The organism is Nocardia sp. NPDC051990 (assembly GCF_040680755.1).
Taxonomy (GTDB): Bacteria; Actinomycetota; Actinomycetes; order Mycobacteriales; family Mycobacteriaceae; genus Nocardia.
Genome location: NZ_JBFAXH010000005.1, coordinates 370,344 through 389,573, shown reverse-complemented (window position 1 = coordinate 389,573; position 19,230 = coordinate 370,344). Strand labels below are relative to the sequence as shown.

Genomic DNA, 19,230 nt, shown 5'->3' with positions numbered 1-19,230 from the left:
CAGCAGGCGGCTGCGCCGACTGCCCCGCCCCCGGACCCGGCGGCGCGACAACATTGCCCTGCGGCACAGCGGTAACGCCCGGAGCAGAACCACCCTGACCCGGTTGTCCCTGTGGCGTCGCGGGCGCGCCGTTCTGCCCCGGCGCCGCTGACGCCCCGCTCTGCCCTGGTGAGGTACCGGATCCCGGATTCGCCGGACCAGTGCCCGTGCGCGGCGCGGCCTTGCGCTCTTGCTTACCCGACCACGGCGTTACCGGGCTGGATTGTGAATCACCCTCTCCCCCAGCACCTTCGGTCTTCTCGTCGACAACTTCGACCTGGTAGTCCGCAGGCCACACCTCCGAGCTCGTCACGACCCACCCCCTAGCACTCGCTTGATGCGGACGTCACGGCCGGTCGGCATCGACTGCTCGACAAACCGTCCGGAATAGGCATCATAAGTCATGACTTGTGTTGCGCCGAGGGCGATTCCGGTCCGGGTGGGGGCGTTGCTGCGGTAATCCCAGAAGACCAGATCACCCGCCGACACCGCGGCGGGATCGACCCGTTGTCCGCACGCTGCCTGGGCCGCAACGGTTTTCGGAAGCACGATAACCGCCTTCCCGATACTCGACGATTGCCCGCACGCGACCGCCGCCGATCCCGGCTGCCCCGATGTACCCCGCGCGGGCGGTGTCACGGGTTCGGTGTTGTCCGGTGGTTGCGTCATCGGATCGCAATGCCCGGTCACCGCGGCGGCCGAGGCCTGGTAGATCACATCCCGCATCAGCCCGGCCGCACTCGAAGGGCCACTCGGCGCACCGTCGGCACTTCCCGCCGACGCTTTCAGCGCGTGATTGATCGCCAATTCGCGGGCACAGTCACCCAGCAATCCGCTCATGGTCGTCTGCAGCGGCGGCAGTTGATACGGCGCGGTACGGATCGCACTCGCGCAGGCGCGCTGCCAGTCCGAGGCAGTTCTATCATCTGGCGCCACAGTCAATTCCGCGTATGGGTTGACGGTAGGCGCGGTAGAGGGCGCTGCACCCGCCCCCGAACCGGAGGCAGCGGCTGCTCGGGGTGTGGCGGTCTCGGTCTGCGATGGGTCGGGACCTACCGCACTGTCGCATTGGTAGTGCAGGTCGGCGGAGATGGCCGAGGTCGTGCCGCCGACCACCAGCACCAGGAGGACGAGCACCGTACCCAGCCCGGACACCGCTGCCAGCAACAACCACGCCCAGGCGGGAACCATGGCGAGGAACATGAGCCGACCGATCATCGAATACCTCTCCGCACAGAACGAGCAGCTTCACTTTTCCGCAGAAACAGACCTAATTAGTTCACTTCGGCCCCGGCTTCAGAAACCGGGCTACATCCCGCATTCCCCGTGTCCAGTTCGGATGAGTCGGATTGCGCTGGTTCGGATTACCCGGCAAATGCCCGACCGGCGTCACATTATTCTCAGGAACTTCGGTACCACCGTTTGCCCAGTAATCAGTGTTACCCGCCTTGTAGATCACTTCTCTGAGATCACGAATTGCCTCCGGATTGGTTACGTCCGACATCAGCTTGCCGACAGCTTTCTCCGCGAGCCTGGCATGATCGTTCATAATCCATTGCTTCATACGAACCGCGGTCTCTGCGTCCACATTGGCGTTGTGCAATGCCTGGAGTTCAACGCTCGGATTGCTCACCGTCTTATTTGCTATCACATCGTTCAGGGCCTGCATTTTCGCCTTCGCAGCGATAGAATCGTCTTTCATGTATTGCTCGACAAAGTCCAGCTGAGGATGATGCAGTCGGTTGCCGCCGTCCAGTGTGACACCACCGCTCCTGACCAGGCGGAATTGCCGGGCGGCCTGCTCCAAGGTGGCGAAATCGGCCGCGGTCTCCATGGCGCTACCTTCTCCATTGACGAGCAGGCGTGCCGAATTCTGAGATTGCCGTAACGCAGCAGACAAGAAAGCCAGGTCAGTATCTTTGAACGGCTCGTTGCTGCCGATTTTACTGATCCTCTGACGCGAGCGAGCCGAAAGTAGCAACATTTCCTCGTTCCGCGCACCGGCACCGATCGTGGCCCCGAATGCGTCAGCCGTCGTGCCACCGGCATCGATAACACCCTGTATGGCTGCTGCGTCGCCGCGGAACGTGTCCAAACCACCATAGGCAATGCCCTCCCGCCGAGCATTCGTGGAAAAGAGGGCGCGGTTCAGATACGACTGGGCATTCCAGCCGTACCGACCACCGAACCGCTTGTCCCCGATCCACACGCCTGCCTGCGCTGCCGTCATTCGCTTCTTCATGCTCGACTGCGGACGCCAAGAACCCGGAAGTCCGCCCATCGCCCATTCGGTCAGCGGCGAGTTCGCGATGGTGCTCGCCCCACCGAGTATCGCCATCATCCCCAAGCCGGACATCTTGTGGCTCGCGCCGAATTGCCCCATGCCGAGCGCGGTCCCACCGCCGCCCCCACCCCCGCCGGCTCTGGCACCACCATTCTGGATGGCCAACGCGAATCGGTTCGCAATCCAGTCGTTGCCCTTCTCCAGACCCGCGTTGAGGCGCTTCAACTGGAAGATGGCGACGATTTCCACGATCGCGCCGATGACGAACACCGACATGACTTGACCACGCGCCTGGCGGAACAATTCGCCGATGAACAATTCGTAGACGCCGAGAAATATGACGAACGCAGCCATGCGCCCGGCCGATACGAACCCGTGCACAACACAGCGAATGGTGAATGTCTGCGTCGGCCCGTACACGAATCCGCCCGCGGCGAATCCGAATATCGTCATGAATCCGTAGTAGATCGAATCGAGCGCGGCCCAGATGACCTTGATGGCCAGGACTGCGCCGAAAACCAATAGCACCGTGCCGGACACCAGCAGAAGAATTCCGGCACCGATTTGACCGACGCTCGGGTTATCAGCCGCCGAATATGCGGCGGCGTCCCCGCACGACTTCATCCCGTTCTTGACCCGGTCCTCGTCACCGGCCATGACGCCGGCCGACCAGGCCGCTTTGCAAGACGGCCGGTCGTCCACCACGTGCCCGAAGTTCCACACCTGCAACGGACGTCGCGCGAAGTTGTCCGCCATATCGGACTGCATCGTCTGGATCAACTGGTTCGGATTCGGATTGCTATTGCCGTTCAAACCGGCCGCCACCGAAATCCCCAGATTCCGCCCCTGTGCCAGCAGTCCGTCCGGCGCCAGCACCTCGGCCAGCGGCTCGGCCAGGAACAGCGGCCCGAGTATCGCCACTCCCACCATCATCACGACCTGCATCGAGGCCTTGGAGAAATAGCCGCGCACGATGAAAACGCCCACGGGAATCCCGCCGACCGCCACTGCGGTCACCAGCATGATCGGTGTCGCGATCTGGCCCGACAGCGCGTCGGCCACACCTTGCAGTGGCTTGCTGACAAGGTTCAGCCACCCGAAATCCAGGGTGTCGGTGGGTAGCCAGATCGCGGTGACCGTGATGACCAGCCAGATGGCGAACAACACGATGATCAGGAACGACATCACGATGTTCCCGGGGCTGAAGATTCCGCCACGATTGGTGGCGAACAGATAGCTCGAGAGCTCTACTCCCGACGAATCTTTGATCCGCATCCAGCTGAGCGCACTATTCGGCGCGGACACGCTCGCCGTGCCGGTTTGCGCGTTCGCCATCACCGCCATGATGCCTGGAAAGATGAACAGCACGACAAGTGCGATGAGCGACCAGGTGATCCAACGTCGACGGCGCGTCGCGCCGATCCACTTGCGACATCGCCGGAATACCGCTGACGGTCGCCACTGCACCGGATCGAACAGCTCCGGCCCTGCCGCCGTTTCGAAGTCGGACAATTGTGGCCGATCACCACGACCGGCGCCGAACCTCACCGGACTGCCTGTCTCTCCGGTGCTGCAGTGCGCGTGGCCCCGCCGGCGTTCGGCGTGCTGGTAATCGCGGCGGCGCGATCGATCCGGGCCGGCCCGAGCACCTTGCCGCGGCCGATTCGGTTCAGTGCGTCACGCATGAACATCTCACCACGGCGTTCCTCGGGCACCTGACGACCGGCACCGACCGGCGGGGAGGTCTCCTCTCGCAAGACCTGCAGCAGAAACGGCGTTTCCTCCAGATCGACGCCGAGCCATTCCAAACTGTTGCGCGCCAAGGTCTCATCGCGCTGACGGAAGACGAACCGGTTCGGGATGAGATTGTGCGCCGCACCCTGGAAGTCGGTAGCCGGATCATGCGAGGCCAACCCGATCGCGGCTAAGTGCTTACGGCCGTCGCGGCTGAAGTCCGAGGTAACCGCGGATCCGACCTGGGTCTGCGTGAAATGGTGCGCCTCATCGCCGACCAGCAGCCCGAATCTGCCGTTATCAGTGAGGAATGCCTCTCGTGCGGCGACACCGACGAGTTCGTACAGCGCGGTTCCGAGTCGTTTTGTCAGCGGCAATCGGTTGTACAGATGTGGGGTGGTGAGCTCTTCCGCGGTCGGCAGCGCCAACTGGTGGCTGCGGACGACCGTGGCAGCGGCATTGAGCCGCAATGGTTTCAGCGATGGGTCGAACAGCACCGGCACCCGCTCGACAACCGTGCCGAGGCGCGCGGCCAGGTCGGCGTACTCCTCCTGATTGCCGGGCTGATCACGCAGTCGCCGCACCACATGGAAGAGATCCAGCAGACTGCGGATGCCATGCTCGGCGATGCCACGGGCGGTCAGCAGATTGCTCGCGGCGGCACCCGCACCGGAGGTCGGCGACAGATCCAGCAGCGGCAGGATCGAGTCGAGTGCACGCTCGCCGGCGATTCTGGGTTCGAACATCCGCAGCGGATCCAATGACACCGTCGGGTTCGCCAAATCGATGACGACGGCATTGTCGATCGCGGCGGCGAAATGCGCCCATTCACCGACTTGACTGCGGTCGATGGCCAGGAACTGCCCGCCCATATCGTGCACGAGCACCGCCATGAGCTTGAGGAAATACGACTTGCCCGATCCGAGTTCACCGGTGACCGCGAACGAAGCGGACAGATCGTGTAGCGCGGCCTCCATGATGCCGAAGTGGATCGGCTCGAATTGGCCGGACAAAAGATTGATCCCGATCACGGGGCCGCTGTCGTCGCCGATCTGGCTGGTGATGAACGGGACGAAGCCAGCCCACATATCGGAGGGCACGATATGCGCGAAATCGTCGAACGCCCGCCGCGGCGGACTCCCTGGTACCAGCATCGACCACAGATCGACCTGGGTGCCGAGCGGGGCCGTCATATCGACCTGGAACCGCTTGTAGCGGCGCTTGAGCGTATTGACCGCGTCCATGGTGACATCGCGCGAGGGCCCGCCGATGGCGATGACGGTCGTGAAGGACACCTCCGACTCGCCGCCGTTGACCTCGAAATGCTGGTTGTATTCGCCCAACATCTGTGCTTTCGAGGTCAGCGTATTCTGCGCGAACGACACCTCTTGGTCGCGCTGATCCATCTGCTCACCGAGTCGGCGCAGGCTCAGCTCGTTATTCTTGAGTACTTGGTCCGCGGGTTTGGTCGATACCCGCATCCCCCAGTCGACCGTGACGTCGCCGAGACCCTCCAGCACATTCAGGAATTCGCTGCCACCGGGAAATCGCATGCCCGCGTAGGGAAATGAATGCGGGGTGAGCATCGCCTGATAGGACGGCCGATATTCATAATCCGGTTGAACGACCTTGATCACCGGGACGAACGATGGCCGGATCCGCCGGTTGCTATCGGCCTGGGCGCCCTCGTCGAGCGCCGCCGAGGAGAACACCGCCGCTGTCGCGTCATCCAGGGCGCCTACTCTGGTCGGGGCCACCGGATCACCGGCCGCGCCGCGCGACAGGTAGTGCTCCCACAGCCACTGGAACAGTGCGGCGGGCACCGGAATCGGATCGAAATCGCCGCCGATCCGAGACAGGATCTCGTTCGCCTTATCGTCATAGGCATCCAGATCGGCGCGCGATATGGCGGTCGCATCGATCGTGGTGGTGCTGCCCCGCCACATACGTGACAGCGACGAAATACCGGAGTTCGCCGTGCCGACCGGGATGGTCAGCAAGTAGATCCGGGTCTGCGGTGATATTGCGCGGACACGCTCGTACGAGGCGACCACCTCGTCGGCGTAATCCTCGCATTCGTCGAGATCGACGCCCTCCACCATCTTGGTCAGCACATCGATCGTATTGAGCCGCGCCTGGATGCCGAGTAACAACGAACCGGCCGGCAAGCTGTTGATCAGCGCATGGTGGGCCATCTTCACATCGTGCTTGTCACTCGCCTTGCGCAACCCGTAGCCGAGCGGGTTGATGAAGTAGGTCGCGGTGACCAGACCCGAATGGGTGAATTGCAGATTTCCGCGAATCGCGGCGGTGGGCTGCAAATCTCGTCCGAATGCCATCAGCGGCTCCCTTCCGATGCCGGGCCACCGTTGCCGTTGATCCAGCTGCGCAGGTCCTTCCCACTGCTGCCGACGCCGATCACATCGAGCAACCGGATATCGGGTTTCGCGCTCTGCGCCGCAGCGGTCGGGCGGTCCGGCAGGACCACGACGACGGACTCTTCGATGAACATGGTGTGGCGCGCCGAATCGGCGTTGACCGGCATGCCGGATGCGGACACCGGCTTGCGATATACGAGGAGCCGCCCCACCCACAGCGCCCGAGAAGTCATCCGGACACCGGTATACGGCACCAATCCGACGGCGAAGACGACCGCGATCGTCAGCACCAGACCCATCACGAAGGTGACCGCCGGATTGACCGGAACTGCCATCGCGCACACCGAGGTGATCACCATCAACACCACCGCGGACGCGACTTGCGGCAGGGTGTACGGCCCGAAGGGCAGCTTCTGTCCGTTCTGGGCCTTGCCGATCATGGTGGGGACCCGCTTGATCGGCGTGAAGACCTTGATCACCTGGGTCATCGATAGCCACCGATGGGGTGATCGGGGACGATGATATTGGAGTCGGTGCGCGCGTAGTTGACCAGTGTCGGGAGTATCCAGAACAGGACCGCGGCCAGAATTGCCGATCCGGCGACGGCGAGGATCTTCGCGGGCGAGAGCTTGGATTTGGCCGCCTCGGATATCAGCACACCCATGCTGAGAATGGTGATCAGGATCAGGCCCGCCCAGCGGACGAACATCAGGACGTTGTACAGGATGGCGCTCAAATTACCCACGGCCGTGCCTCTTTCGTATCAGTTCTGGGTAGCCCGCGGAATCTGCGCCGTCGTCGACGGCACCGACGTCGTCGAGCTGGGCGCACTTGCGTGCGAGTTCTGCTGGTCGGCGATCACGGCAGGCGGGTTGGTCATCGCGGGGACGGCATCGACCGACTGCACCTGCCACTGGCCACCGTCGCGGACCATGGTCAGCGGATAGGCGAGCGTCGCGACCGTCCCGCTGTCGGCCTTGGGATTGACGGTGACGAGCACCTGCGCGTGCGAACGCGCTGCGCCACAACTGTTGTCGTCCGAGGTGACCGCGACGGTCTCCACGGTGGTGAACGGGGCCGGGCGCAGTGCGACGATACCGGCGTCCAGGGTGATGTAACGGCCTACATCGCCGTTACCCGTCAGATAGGTGGTCAGAAAGCCCGAAGCCACTTGCGCGAGCGGCGTTTCCGCCGTACACGGCGACGAGTACGCCTGCGCCAGATCGGCGCCCCGGCTGGGCGGTTCGACCAGGGCGGGCAGCGCGAGCGCCCGCAGTCGACCGTTGAGCACCGATACCCCGACCCGATAGAACTGGCGGGCGTCCGAACCGGTGTTGTTGTTGGCGGCGGTGCCGGCGGTACCGGTCGAGCTGGTGGCACCGGGGGCGGACTTCCCCATCCGGACCGATACGGTCACCGACCAGATCTCGAGTGTGTCGAAGCTCCCCACCCGCGATACGTACACAACGGCGGGATCGGATACCTGCCGGGCCGTCGCGGGCAAGGTGATCTGCTGCGCATTGGATCCGACATATTCGCCGAGTCGATCCTGTTGTCCGGCAACAGAACTCAAATAGGTCACAATGAACTGCTGAGCGAAGGAACCGGCCAATTGCGCGCGGCCGATGGTCGCGGGCGTCGCACTGTCGGATGGGGGCGGCGGATCCGCGGCGAAAAAATCGAGGATCGCGTGCCCGCCACCGAGAACGGCCAGCACCGCGAGCACCGCGACGATCACATTGTCGCGGCGGCGGCGTGCGACCATTCGGCGAAGTAATTCATCGCCCGAATCCGCCGATCTGCCAACCATTGTCCGCACTCCCGAAATGGTAGAGAGCACCATCATTTCCAGCCCCCGCCATCGTTCCCAATGATGGGGACAGCGGGTCAGTACACAGGACTACGTTTCAACCGATGCGCGAGTCGATACTGCAGCTGATCGTCGTACCCGATCGGCGCCTGCCGCTGCGAGGTTTCCAGCGACTGGCGCCCGGATTCCAGCATCGGCATGTCATCGGCCACGCGCACCAGCTGGGCGATCGCGAGTTGCCGACTCGGATAACCCGGATACGGGTACAGCAGCAGCGACGTCGGAGTGTAGCCACCACCGTAGTTGAGGGCCCGCACCGTGACACCCGCCGTATCACCGGATTCCAGCCGATCACTCAGCGCCATCAAACGGACGCGGTCATCCGGATGGAAGACGTCCATCGGCCGGAACAGATAGTCCCACCGAATCCAGGGCGCCGGATCCGTGAGCCAATGCGAGATGCTGGCGCGCTCGGTCTGGATGATCGCCAGATGAGTTCCGGCCCGCCGGTGGGCTTCGCGCAATCCGACTCGTTCCAGCGTCGGCCACTCCGACTGCTCATTGTCCGAGGTGACATCTTCGATCACCAACCACGCGCCCTGTGTGCGAGCGTCGTCGCGGGCCCGGATACTGATCCGCCATCGCCCCGGCCGCTCGGGACCATCGGTCACCGTGACATCGAACTGAAGTTTGTCACCAGGTCTCGGACTGTAGAGCAGATCCAGGACCTCGGCATGTCGATTGAAGCCCGAGATCCGATGGAACAACTCCGCGATCGACATCACCGGCACGTGCTGCTCGGCCGAATTCCCCGTCAACCGGGTCGCACCGATCGGTTGCTGAATCGTCTGGGTATCGAGGTCCCAGATCGCGCCCACCGCAGGCGGTAATTCGGGGCAGGCGACTGCGGCGGAGCCCACCCACAAACGGACCGCGTGCACATCACCGCCCGGTCCGAACACCGGTCGTATCCGCAGCGCGTGCGGACCCGAACCGGTCGCGAGCGTCAGATCCACATCTTTGGCTTCGTCGCGCGCCGTCCGGATCGCATCGATCAGGCTCCGGGTCTTGAGGCTGTCATAGAGCGCCGGGGTCCGCGACAGCAGCCGCTGCAGCACTCGCTGCCAGTCGGCGAATCCACGCGGCGCGTCCCCCACCGACGCCACTGACATCGCTTCGGGCGTCAACGTCTCGATCGTTACCCAAGGATTTACTGCGCCACTTGTCATCGCACTTGCCCGTACCAGCCGTTCGTCGGAAGCCGCCACCTGTGTGTGACATGAACAATGTACCGCTATATAACGGCTCGTTCAACAGGCTTAGGTATGTTGACATCAGATGCAGTCTGCATGACAGTGGCCACCCCGAAGTTCACCGGGTGGTCTTTTCTTAACATACGCTTAAGAACGCGCACATAGACGCCAAAATTTCCGCAGCTCAGCGCAGTTCGCGCAAGCCGCGACACATCACCGCACAAAGCCTGAGACCAGCGAAGAAAGCGCTGGTCTCAGGCCCTGATTCCACCCCCGCAAACCGCGACGGGCTAGCCCTCCCCCGCCGTCAGCGCCAGCACACCGGCACCCGCCAGCACACCGACCTCGCCGAGTTCCGATGGCACGACCCGTAATCCGGTCAGATGGCCGAGCCGGGCATGCGTCGCGACAGCAGCGCCGAGCGCCTTCCAGAGCGAGGTGCCCGGCGCCGCCATCGTGCCGCCGAGGACGACCAGGTCCAGGTCGAGCAGTGCGGCCACCGAGGCGATCGCGCGGCCGAGCGCCGTTCCGGCCCTGGTCAGCGCGGCATCGGCGAGTTCGTCACCCGCACGCGCCTGACCGACCAGATCATCGACCGAGGTGCCTTGCCAGCCTTGTGCGCGAGCCCAATTCACCGCCGAGGTTCCACCCGCCACCGCCTCCAGGCAGCCCCGCCCCCCGCATTCGCAGCGCTCATCGAAGCCCGGCACCAGCACATGGCCGAGGTTTCCCGCGTTCCCGGTCCGACCGACCACCACGAAACCACCGACCATGACCCCGGCGCCGATCCGGTCCGAGACCATGACCGCGACGGCATCGAGCACGTCGTTCGTCGCACCGAAGTTACGCTCGGCCAAGCCAAGGCACACGCCATCGAGCGCCAACTGGACAATGGCGCCCGGAAACAGCTTCTCTATCGCCGATACGAGCGCGAAACCAGTCGCCCACTCGGCGATTCCGGGCGGCGCGACCACACCGGCAGCCATATCGAGCGGGCCGATCGAGCCGATTCCCACCCGGGTGACATCCTCGCCGCCAGCGACCTGGAGCAGCAGGTCACGACAGCTGTCCCAGGCGGCACGAGTCGGAATCGGGACGCGCCGGATCTCGTCCGTGCCGACATTGTTTGCCACCCGACTCGCCGCGAAACCGTCTGCTCCGATCTCCAGAGCCAACATCGTCATGAGTTACACACCGCCAGAATGAAGTCCGTCGTCAACAGGTGGACGAAAGCATAAGTCAGTGCGCGCCGGTTCCGGTCGGCTCCAGCCGACGACCCAGCACTATGTGGCGCCGCGGCGCCGCCGGAATCGGATCCGCGGGCGCGGGACGCGAACCGGTGCGAATGATCCGCAGCGGCCGCTTGTGGTCGACGGGTGTAATGCGATGGCGGTCCAGATCAGCGACAACCTTGCCCGCGCTGTCATAGGGCACTCCGGCCCAGATCATCGCGCGGGGGCCGGTACCGCGCTCGGTGAGTGTCTGCGCCAACTGTTCACATTTCGCGAACACTGGGCAGCTGTCGCAGATTCGCATCGCCGCACGCCACGAGTCCGGAGTGCCGACGTCCAGATCCCAATCGTCGGGACCGTCCGCGCAGGGTGGCCGATGGGCCGACCCACTCGGAAGCGTCGAAACCTTTGCCGGCGCAATGGTTTCCAGGACGAGGGAAGATTGCGTGATGCTCATAGCCGTCTCCGGGGAGGCCGAGGGCGCGCCAACTCCGTTGTGCGGGCCCACTGGTCGGGAGGTCATCAGGGCTGCTCAACAGTCCCCGGAAGGCCAGCAGTGATTGCTGGCACACGAACGTTAACCCACGATTGGCCCCCTCGGCAATCGTTTCTGCCGCTAGTTAACGGCACGTTGACCAACATGTGATCCTGACGTATCGTTAGTTAACGGTACATTTGTTCGCGGGCCATCCGCTAAGGGGCGAATTGTGGTTTCCTATGGATATGGCTGTTGAGTCCGAGTACACGATCGACGAACTAGCGCGGGCGGCTGATACCACCGTGCGAAGCGTCCGCGTGTACCACGAACGAGGACTCCTACCCTCCCCCGATGTCCGGGGGCGCATCGGCTATTACGGGTCGGATCACCTCAACAGATTGCAGACGATCAGTCGTCTGCTCAGTCGGGGCATGAAGTTGAACGGGATTCGGGAACTGCTCGAGGCCTGGGATCGTGGTGACGGATTGGCGGAGGTGCTCGGTGTCAACGACCAGCCCATCTCCGAGCCCACTACGGTCACCGCGTCCGGCACCATCCGCACCCAACGCACGCACGCGCCCCCGAGACTTCCGGAATACGTGCAGCAGGCGCTCGCCGCCAGCGGCGATCCGCACGAGGCCTACCGGGTCGCCAACCCGCGCTGCGGTGACCTGACCACCCGACTCGTCGATGCGGGCATTCCAATGCGCGACGCCTTCGAATTGGTCGAGCGGCTCAGAGCCGATTGCAATCAGATCGCCGATCAGTATGCGACCCAACTGTTCTACTTCCTGGCTGGCCAGGCCTATGAACAGTCCGGGCGAACACCGAGGGATCGCGCCAAACTCGAATCGGAGTTGGCGATCGCCCGGCTGATCGCCACGCGCGCCACGTCGGAGCTGATCGATCAGGCCTTCGCCAGACATTCCGAGTTGCCGCCGAGCTGATATCGAATTCGTCCGGCACGTCGCGCGGATTTTCGCGGCGCAGACGCGTGTCGGTTTGTCGGACAATGACAGCAGCCATTGCCGACATGATTTGATGCGAGGCCGGTAACAGTCGCTGGGTGCCATACGGATTCCATACGAATCATGATGAGCTCAATGGGTTTTCGGTGTTCGGCCGAACATTGTGTTTGGATGCGTGTTCGGTCGATCGGATAATTTCGTTGACACGCGGCTCAGGTCGAGTAGGACAGACTGCCCAGAGACGTTGTCGGACTCGGAATTCTGGGACACGGAGCGTTGGCGCCCGCGCGCGGTGCCCCGTCGGCGCGGGCGCTGGGCCGGGGCGACTTGGCTGCGCCGAATAATAGGGCGGCGGCTAGTCGGCGTATTCGTGCTGTTCGTTGTTTCGATGACGCTCGGCGCGGTGGCGACGGCGCAGACCGGGCCCGGTACCGCCGGCTCCTCGACGATCGATGCCATCGGCTGGATGAATGTCCGGGATTCACACGGGGTACCGCTGGCCAATTATGTCTTCGCGACGAATCACGGCAACGTTCCGCACCCCGGGAATGCGGCATTGTCGACCGTGCTCGATCTGGAATTCGCGGGATTCATGGGTATCGAGGTCACCAGCATCTGGGTTATCGACTACGCGGTGAGCTTCCACTGGCTCGATCTGATCGCAGCGCCGTTGACCAAGGTCGCCGATACGCTCGCGACAGGTCGGCGCGCCTGTCATCCTCGAGATGTCGTGTCGGACACCGGCAACTCGTTTCCGGCCTGACCGGCACGGTATCCGGGATCGTGCCGCAATGATGAACAGGTTCATCAACGTGCATCTCAGCTCCCCGCCGAGGGCGAGGATTTCGCGGGGCATCCGGAATTCACCGGTCCGGAACGACTCGGTGAGAGGTCAGCCCACCTCGAACAGTTGTGCCGCCATGCGGCGGCTCGGCTTTCCGTTGGGCAAATGCGGCAACTGGGTAACCATGCGGATCTGGCCCGGAATCTGGTGGTCGGCCAGGTGCGCGTGGCAGTGCCGCTCGATATCTCGTTTGGTGATCTGAGAGCCCTTGCGCAAGCGGACCACTGCCGCGATGTCATCGCCAAGGCGGGGATGCGGTACCCGGGTCGCGAGCGACGAGACAACGTCTGGATGTTCGTCGAGGGCGGCCTCCACATCGACCGGAGCCACCGCATGGTTGCCGCGGTGCGCGATTTCGCTGAGCCGGCCCAGGATGCGCACGCGGCCGTCCTCTTCCCGGCGCGCCACGTCACGGGTTCGCAGCCAACCGTCGGCGGTGAAGGCCGCCGCGGTGGCCGCGGGATTGCCGACATATCTGCTGAACAGTGCCGTGCCGCGGACCTCTAGTTCGCGGCCGCCCGCGATTTCGTCACCAGCCAAACGGAATTCGACACCGGTCGGGGTGCCGACCGTACCGGGTACCCGCTCCCACGACGGCGGATCGGCCGCCGCCTGGTGACTGGTTTCGGCGAGTTCCAGGGCCTCCACGACCGGGCAGCCGAGCAGCCGTTCCGCACGCTCGGCCGCGAGGCGGGACAGCGGGGCCGAGGCAGTGCGCAGAAAACGCATGCCGCGCGCCCGCTTTCGCGATGCCACCAGTCCGGCGGTGATACCGGCCAGCTGCATCGGCATCACGGTGAGCCAGGTCGGCGCCGCCGCATCCAGCAGCGGGTGCGTTTGTTGCGCCTCGCCCACGGCGGGCAGCACCATGGTGCACCGGCTGCGCAGTGTTGCCATCAGGTTCGCGAACAGGCCGTGGCTCTGTGCCCATGGCAGCAGCGCAATGGTGCGGTCATCCGGCGTAAGTGCGAAATGGTCTGCGACAGCGGTGATTCCGGCCGCGATATTGGCCTCGGACAGTGCCACCGCCTTCGGCGCTCCGGTGGAGCCGGAGGTGAACAGGATCAGCCGGTCGCCCTCGTGCACCGTGGGCGCGAGCGCGATCGGCACCCAACCGCTGCGCTGCACGGGCGGGGCGGGGATCCATTCGAGCTGCACCGGGGCCTCGAACGGGTTGCGCCACAAGAGCGTTGGCGAATCGACCGACGTGCGGGTCGGCGCTACCACCACCCGGGGCCTGGCAAGTGCGAAAATCTGCTGTTTCTCCCGCGGGCTGAGCCGCGAATCCATCGGCGCGAATACCGCACCGATATTCCAGACGGCCGACATTACGGCAACGAAGGCAGGCGAATTCGGTAGTTCGGCGACCACCACGTCACCGGCACCGACGCCATTTTTCTTCAAACACCGAGCAACGGTCTCGGCCCACGCCTCGAGCTGACCGAATGACAAGAGCGGATCGGCGTCGGCAGAAACAAGAAACGGCCGATCGCGGACATCCATCGAATTGCCCTTCCCTATGGCGCGGACGGAATCCCACTCCCGTTGCGGAATTCGAGATTCCGCAATCGGGAGTGAGGTCACGAACGGCACCCATCGCAGGTCGCGGCAACTACCCCCGGCACCTCCCGGCAAGGGGAACAAGAGGTGAGCAATGGAACCCGAAGGGCTGCGCGACCAACGCCTTCCGCATCGTGACGTATCCAACACCACATCGAGGTCCAATTCTTAGCGGTGCCAGGTGCAGAACAGTACCGCCACAACACCATCGCTTGCACAATCCCCGTTCCCATTTTTGGGAACGCGACTTACGCTGCACTGTCTCGGATCAACCGGAGGGTGTATGTCTGATCAGTACGAGCCCGTCGGCCGCAAAAGAGATGCGGCCGCTACGCGACTCGCGATATTGGCGGCGGCGCAACAACTGTTCACCGAACGCGGCTACGAGCGCGCCACGGTACGCGAGATAGCCGCGCGCGCCGGGGTGAATCAGGCGCTGCTGTTCCGATACTTCGGCAATAAGGACGAGCTGTTCCGGGCGTCGATAGCCGATCGCGGCAGGCGCGTGCTCGAGGAGGGACCGGCCGAGGCATTGCTCGGCCGCCTACTGACACGCGCTCTAGAACCGACCGGTTCTGCGGCACAAGCACATTGGCTTCAGGCAGCACTGCGCTCCAGCGGGCATGACGAGGGTGCGGCCGCGGTACGACGGGAACTCGGCGACGAGTACGTGGGCGCGCTGTCCGCACTCACCGATGGACCCGATGCCGAGTTGCGCGCCGATCTCCTGCTGGCCTGGTTGCTCGGCATCGGTTTGGTTCGCTCGGTACATCGCAGAGATCCGTTGGCCAGCGCGGATCCGGCGGCGGTTGCCGACTATGTGCTGCGGGCCGCGCGCGTGCTGCTGGAGCGGGTCGACGTGAAATTTCCACCGCCATAACGGGATTCAACCGTTGACGGGTCGATGCGCTCTCCCTACCATCAGTTGTAAGCAATCGCTTACATCGCTCGCTTACATCGCTCGGGCGGCTACCGTCCGCGGAGCGGAAGGGAGATCGCATGACCGTCACCCATGAGGTGCGTAGCTACCCGTTCAGCACCCCGATCCGGCTGGATATGGATCCACTCTTCGCGCGGCTGCGGCGGGAAGAGCCGATCAGTCGCATACGACTCCCCTACGGTGGCGAGGGCTGGCTGGTCACCCGCTACGAGGACGTCAAACAGGTCCTCGCCGACCCGAGATTCAGCCGCGCCGCGGCGGTCGAGCGCGAGGATATTCCGCGCGCCACACCGGAACCCGCGCGCCGCAATGCACTGCTGAGCATGGATCCGCCGGAGCACACCCGGCTGCGCAAACTCGTGGTCAAGGCCTTCACCGGCCGCCGGGTTCAGGCATTGCGCCCACGCGCCCAGCAGATCGTGGACGAGCGGCTCGACGACATCGAGCGATCCGGCCCGCCCGCCGATCTGGTGCGATTGCTGGCATTGCCGCTGCCGGTCACGGTGATCTGCGAAATGCTCGGCGTTCCACCGCAAGACCAGCACCGGTTCCGGGAGTTCTCCGATACGGTGCTGTCCACCACCGCGCATACCCGTGCAGAGATCAGCGCCGCACGCGCGGGCCTGGAGGCGTATCTCGCCGAACTGGTGGCGCAGCGTCGCGAGCAGCCGACCGATGATCTGCTCGGTGCGTTGGTCGCCGCGCGCGATGACGAGGACCGGCTCAGCGAGGCGGAGTTGGTCAATCTGGGTATCGGCTTGCTCATCGCGGGTCACGAGACCACGGCCAATCAGATCGCGAACTTCACCTATGTGCTGCTGACCGAGCGCGAACACTGGGAATTACTCTGCGGCAGACCGGAGCTCGTCCCGAGAGCGGTAGAGGAGCTGCTGCGCTACGTCCAATTGGGTTCGGGCGGTTCCTTTCCCAGAATCGCCACCGAAGACCTCGAACTTGGTGATATCGGCATCCGCGCGGGTGAATCGGTTTTCGTCAATACCCAGGCCGCAAATCGGGACGAGACCGTCTTCGATGATCCCGAAGATCTGGACCTGACCCGAGAACGCAACCCGCACATGGCCTTCGGGCACGGCGCGCATCACTGCCTCGGCGCGCAACTGGCCAGGGTGGAACTGCAAGTGGCGCTCGGATCGCTGCTGCGCCGGTTCCCGACCCTGCACCTCGCCGTACCGGTCGACGAGGTGCCCTGGAAGAGCGGTCTGCTGGTGCGCGGACCACTGGCCCTGCCGGTGGCCTGGTAGCCCGCGTTACCGCAGGTCGCCGAGGGCGGCCGTGACTTCCTGGCACGATTCCCGCAGGATGTCGCAGTAGTCGTCGAGATCCGGGACGATATCGGGATCACATGCCACGGATACGGTGAAGCTGTCGCCCGCGCCGACGAACGAATGCGCCAATCCGATTTCCGGATACACCGGTGGCAGCATGCCCGCGCAGCGAAACGGCTTGCCCGACAGTGACCATTCGGTGGTCGGCTCGCATCGGATGCTGGTCAGGATGGTGTGTGCGTAGGCCGGGGTGTCCGGATCTGCGGGCGCGAGCGTACCGAATCGCGTTCGGTAGGTGCGGCTGGGCAGCAGGTCGATGAGCGCGAGTCGATTGAGTTCCCGGCGCGCCGACGGCGAATGCTTGCGCACCCGAAGTGTGGCGTCGACCGCGCGCGCACGAGCGGCGAGATCGGGTTCCGCCGCAGCCAGCGCGACCGCGTCGGCGCCGACGTAATTGACACCCATCACCGGCGCGTCAGGCACCGCGACCGTCACCAGTACCGCGAGATCGTCGGGACACGACCCTTCCCGCTTTTCGAGATAGCGCTGCATTGCGCGGGATATCGCCGTCAGCCCGACGGCCGTCACCGTGATTCCCGGTACACGGACAACGCTCAGTTCCAATGGAATCGTCCGCATGGCGCGTCCCGGGCCGATCCGGCGATTGAGCCGGGTGGCGGTGACCGGTGGCGTTTTCGGCCCGCTGTCATCGTTTTCGCGGGCGATCCGGCGCATCTCACGCCGGACACGAACGTTGAAACGCAGCGCCAGCAACGGCCAGCGCAGTGCACCGGCGACAGCGGCGAGCGCCGGGCGCGGGCGTTGCGTCGCGGGACCTTGCCCCCCGATGCGCAACGGCACCGAGGCGAACAACGCCTCCGACAGCGATGTCATGGCGGGACCCGCCATCAGCGCATGACTGATGTGCATCAGCACAACGGTGCCCATGCCGCTCGTCGTCGCGATACCGGTCACGTTCGGAAATACGTGTAGCTGCCAGGCACTGACCCGAGCATCCAGCGGCTGGGCCAGAATGCGCCCCACCTCGTCCTGACACTGCGCCCAATCCAGTTGCGCCGCAGTATGAGTGGCAATGTGGGCGTCGATCGGACTGTCGTCGACCACCCAGAACGGGTGCCCGAGCCCGCCGGGCACCTCCTGGATCCGACGCCGCAGCGGTTCGAGCAGTTCGGCCCGCGCACCGAAGTGGTCGGCGATATCGGCGGCGGTCAGCGGTGTGTCGCCGTTGTCGAATACCCACCACATCGGCCAGTCGGTAACCCGGCCCGAGCGGGACAAGTAGTAATAGGCGGCGTCATTGGCCACCATCTGCGCTTCATACATCATGCTGCTCTCGTCGATCCGATTGCTGCACTATGCCATCAGGCATGGGCCAGCATGTCCGCCGGAATCCACATCACCGGGTGTCGGCGCGACCGATCCAACTCCCGGGCCCCCGGTCGCATCCCCGGGGACCCAGCGCGCTTCCTCAGCCGCGTGACACTTTCGGCAGCAGGGAACGCCAACCGCGGGCACCACCCGACGCCGGGGTGCTCACCGCGGACAGGGCGGCGAATTCGTCGTCGGTGAGTGTGATGGTGGCGGCGGCGGTGTTCTCCTCGAGATGCGCCACGCTGGAGGTGCCGGGAATGGGCAGGATGACCGGCGAGCGGCGCAGCAGCCAGGCGAGCGCGAGTTGGGACGGGCCGGCGCCCGCGCGCACCAGGGCGTCCAGCGGACCACCCGGACGGGCGAGATCGCCGGTGGCCATGGGGAACCACGGGATGAAGGCGATGTTGTTCGCCTCGGCGTAATCGAGCACGTCCTCGGCACTGCGGTTGGCGAGGTTGTACTGGTTCTGGACCGAGACGATATCGACGATCTTGCGGGCCTTCTCGAGCTGCCCGACGGTCACCTCGGACAGGCCGATATGGCGGATCTTGCCCTCTTGCCGCAACGCTGCGAGCTCACCGAGTTGATCGGCGAGCGGCACCTGCGGGTCGATCCGGTGCAGCTGAAAGAGATCGATGCGCTCGACGCCCAGATGGCGCAGGCTCAACTCCAGCTGCTGGCGCAGATATTCGGGGCGCCCGTTGGGGACCCACTCACCGGGACGGGGCCGGGCCAGCCCGGCTTTGGTCGCGATGACCAGGTCGTCGGGGTACGGGTGCAGGGCCTGGCGGATGAGTGTTTCGGCGACGAACGGACCATAGGAATCCGCGGTATCGATGAGGGTGATACCGAGTTCGACGGCGCGGCGCAGGACGCGCACGGCCTCGTCCGGATCCTTCGGATCGCCCCACACACCGGGACCGGGCAGTTGCATTGTGCCGTAGCCCAGGCGCTGGACCGGTAGGTCACCACCGAGGGCGAAGGTGCCCGAAGCGGCGGCGGGACGGGGCTGGGCGTCGGCGGTCATACTTT

General features: G+C 64.5%; 16 protein-coding genes and 1 pseudogene. 4 read left to right on the top strand and 13 right to left on the bottom strand.

Annotation, left to right across the window (positions count from 1 at the left end):
• The 10 genes and pseudogenes from AB0L63_RS13495 to AB0L63_RS13450 form a co-directional block, all read right to left on the bottom strand.
• Window positions 1-352: pseudogene (locus tag AB0L63_RS13495) on the bottom strand (hypothetical protein); the annotation flags it as partial.
• The gene (locus AB0L63_RS13490; RefSeq protein WP_364499149.1) at window positions 349-1,257 is read right to left on the bottom strand and encodes a hypothetical protein; all 909 of its coding nucleotides are present in this window, start codon (window positions 1,255-1,257) and stop codon (window positions 349-351) included. The gene AB0L63_RS13490 and the pseudogene AB0L63_RS13495, both read right to left, overlap by 4 nt.
• 61 nt (window positions 1,258-1,318) lie before the next feature.
• Entirely contained in the window at window positions 1,319-3,691 is a 2,373-nt protein-coding gene (locus tag AB0L63_RS13485; protein WP_364499146.1) for a hypothetical protein, read from the bottom strand.
• Window positions 3,692-3,867: 176 nt separating this feature from the next.
• Window positions 3,868-6,396 (bottom strand): ATP-binding protein, encoded by a 2,529-nt coding sequence (locus tag AB0L63_RS13480; protein WP_364499143.1) that lies wholly within the window; start codon window positions 6,394-6,396, stop codon window positions 3,868-3,870.
• Window positions 6,396-6,923 (bottom strand): hypothetical protein, encoded by a 528-nt coding sequence (locus AB0L63_RS13475; RefSeq protein WP_364499141.1) that lies wholly within the window; start codon window positions 6,921-6,923, stop codon window positions 6,396-6,398. Before AB0L63_RS13475 ends, AB0L63_RS13480 begins: the two co-directional genes overlap by 1 nt.
• A complete protein-coding gene (locus tag AB0L63_RS13470; RefSeq protein WP_364499138.1) occupies window positions 6,920-7,180 on the bottom strand; it encodes a hypothetical protein in 261 nt (86 codons plus the stop codon). Before AB0L63_RS13470 ends, AB0L63_RS13475 begins: the two co-directional genes overlap by 4 nt.
• An 18-nt stretch (window positions 7,181-7,198) precedes the next feature.
• On the bottom strand, window positions 7,199-8,245 hold the full coding sequence (locus tag AB0L63_RS13465) for a conjugal transfer protein (protein WP_364499136.1): 1,047 nt from the start codon (window positions 8,243-8,245) through the stop codon (window positions 7,199-7,201).
• A gap of 77 nt (window positions 8,246-8,322) precedes the next feature.
• Window positions 8,323-9,474 (bottom strand): GAF domain-containing protein, encoded by a 1,152-nt coding sequence (locus tag AB0L63_RS13460; protein ID WP_364499133.1) that lies wholly within the window; start codon window positions 9,472-9,474, stop codon window positions 8,323-8,325.
• A 314-nt stretch (window positions 9,475-9,788) separates the two neighbouring features.
• Window positions 9,789-10,682 (bottom strand): ROK family protein, encoded by an 894-nt coding sequence (locus AB0L63_RS13455; protein ID WP_364499131.1) that lies wholly within the window; start codon window positions 10,680-10,682, stop codon window positions 9,789-9,791.
• Between the two features lie 55 nt (window positions 10,683-10,737).
• Window positions 10,738-11,187 (bottom strand): hypothetical protein, encoded by a 450-nt coding sequence (locus tag AB0L63_RS13450; protein WP_364499128.1) that lies wholly within the window; start codon window positions 11,185-11,187, stop codon window positions 10,738-10,740.
• Window positions 11,188-11,453: 266 nt separating this feature from the next.
• On the opposite strand from AB0L63_RS13450, the gene AB0L63_RS13445 reads away from it, so the two are divergent.
• On the top strand, window positions 11,454-12,155 hold the full coding sequence (locus tag AB0L63_RS13445; RefSeq protein ID WP_364499126.1) for a MerR family transcriptional regulator: 702 nt from the start codon (window positions 11,454-11,456) through the stop codon (window positions 12,153-12,155).
• A 391-nt stretch (window positions 12,156-12,546) separates the two neighbouring features.
• Entirely contained in the window at window positions 12,547-12,939 is a 393-nt protein-coding gene (locus tag AB0L63_RS13440; protein ID WP_364499123.1) for a hypothetical protein, read from the top strand.
• 129 nt (window positions 12,940-13,068) lie between these two features.
• Here the strand turns inward: AB0L63_RS13440 and AB0L63_RS13435 are convergent, their stop codons facing one another.
• Window positions 13,069-14,604, bottom strand: a complete 1,536-nt coding sequence (locus AB0L63_RS13435; protein ID WP_364499121.1) for an AMP-binding protein — start codon at window positions 14,602-14,604, stop codon at window positions 13,069-13,071.
• Between the two features lie 259 nt (window positions 14,605-14,863).
• Here AB0L63_RS13435 and AB0L63_RS13430 point away from each other — a divergent pair, with 259 nt between their 5' ends.
• Window positions 14,864-15,460 carry a TetR family transcriptional regulator gene (locus AB0L63_RS13430; RefSeq protein WP_364499118.1) on the top strand — a complete coding sequence of 199 codons (597 nt, stop codon included), beginning with the start codon at window positions 14,864-14,866 and terminating at the stop codon, window positions 15,458-15,460.
• Between the two features lie 119 nt (window positions 15,461-15,579).
• Entirely contained in the window at window positions 15,580-16,782 is a 1,203-nt protein-coding gene (locus AB0L63_RS13425) for a cytochrome P450 (protein ID WP_364499115.1), read from the top strand.
• A 6-nt stretch (window positions 16,783-16,788) separates the two neighbouring features.
• Here the strand turns inward: AB0L63_RS13425 and AB0L63_RS13420 are convergent, their stop codons facing one another.
• Both AB0L63_RS13420 and AB0L63_RS13415 read right to left on the bottom strand, forming a co-directional pair.
• Window positions 16,789-18,153 (bottom strand): wax ester/triacylglycerol synthase domain-containing protein, encoded by a 1,365-nt coding sequence (locus AB0L63_RS13420; protein ID WP_364499112.1) that lies wholly within the window; start codon window positions 18,151-18,153, stop codon window positions 16,789-16,791.
• 142 nt (window positions 18,154-18,295) lie between these two features.
• Window positions 18,296-19,225, bottom strand: a complete 930-nt coding sequence (locus AB0L63_RS13415) for an aldo/keto reductase (RefSeq protein WP_364499109.1) — start codon at window positions 19,223-19,225, stop codon at window positions 18,296-18,298.
• Between the last annotated feature and the right edge of the window lie 5 nt (window positions 19,226-19,230).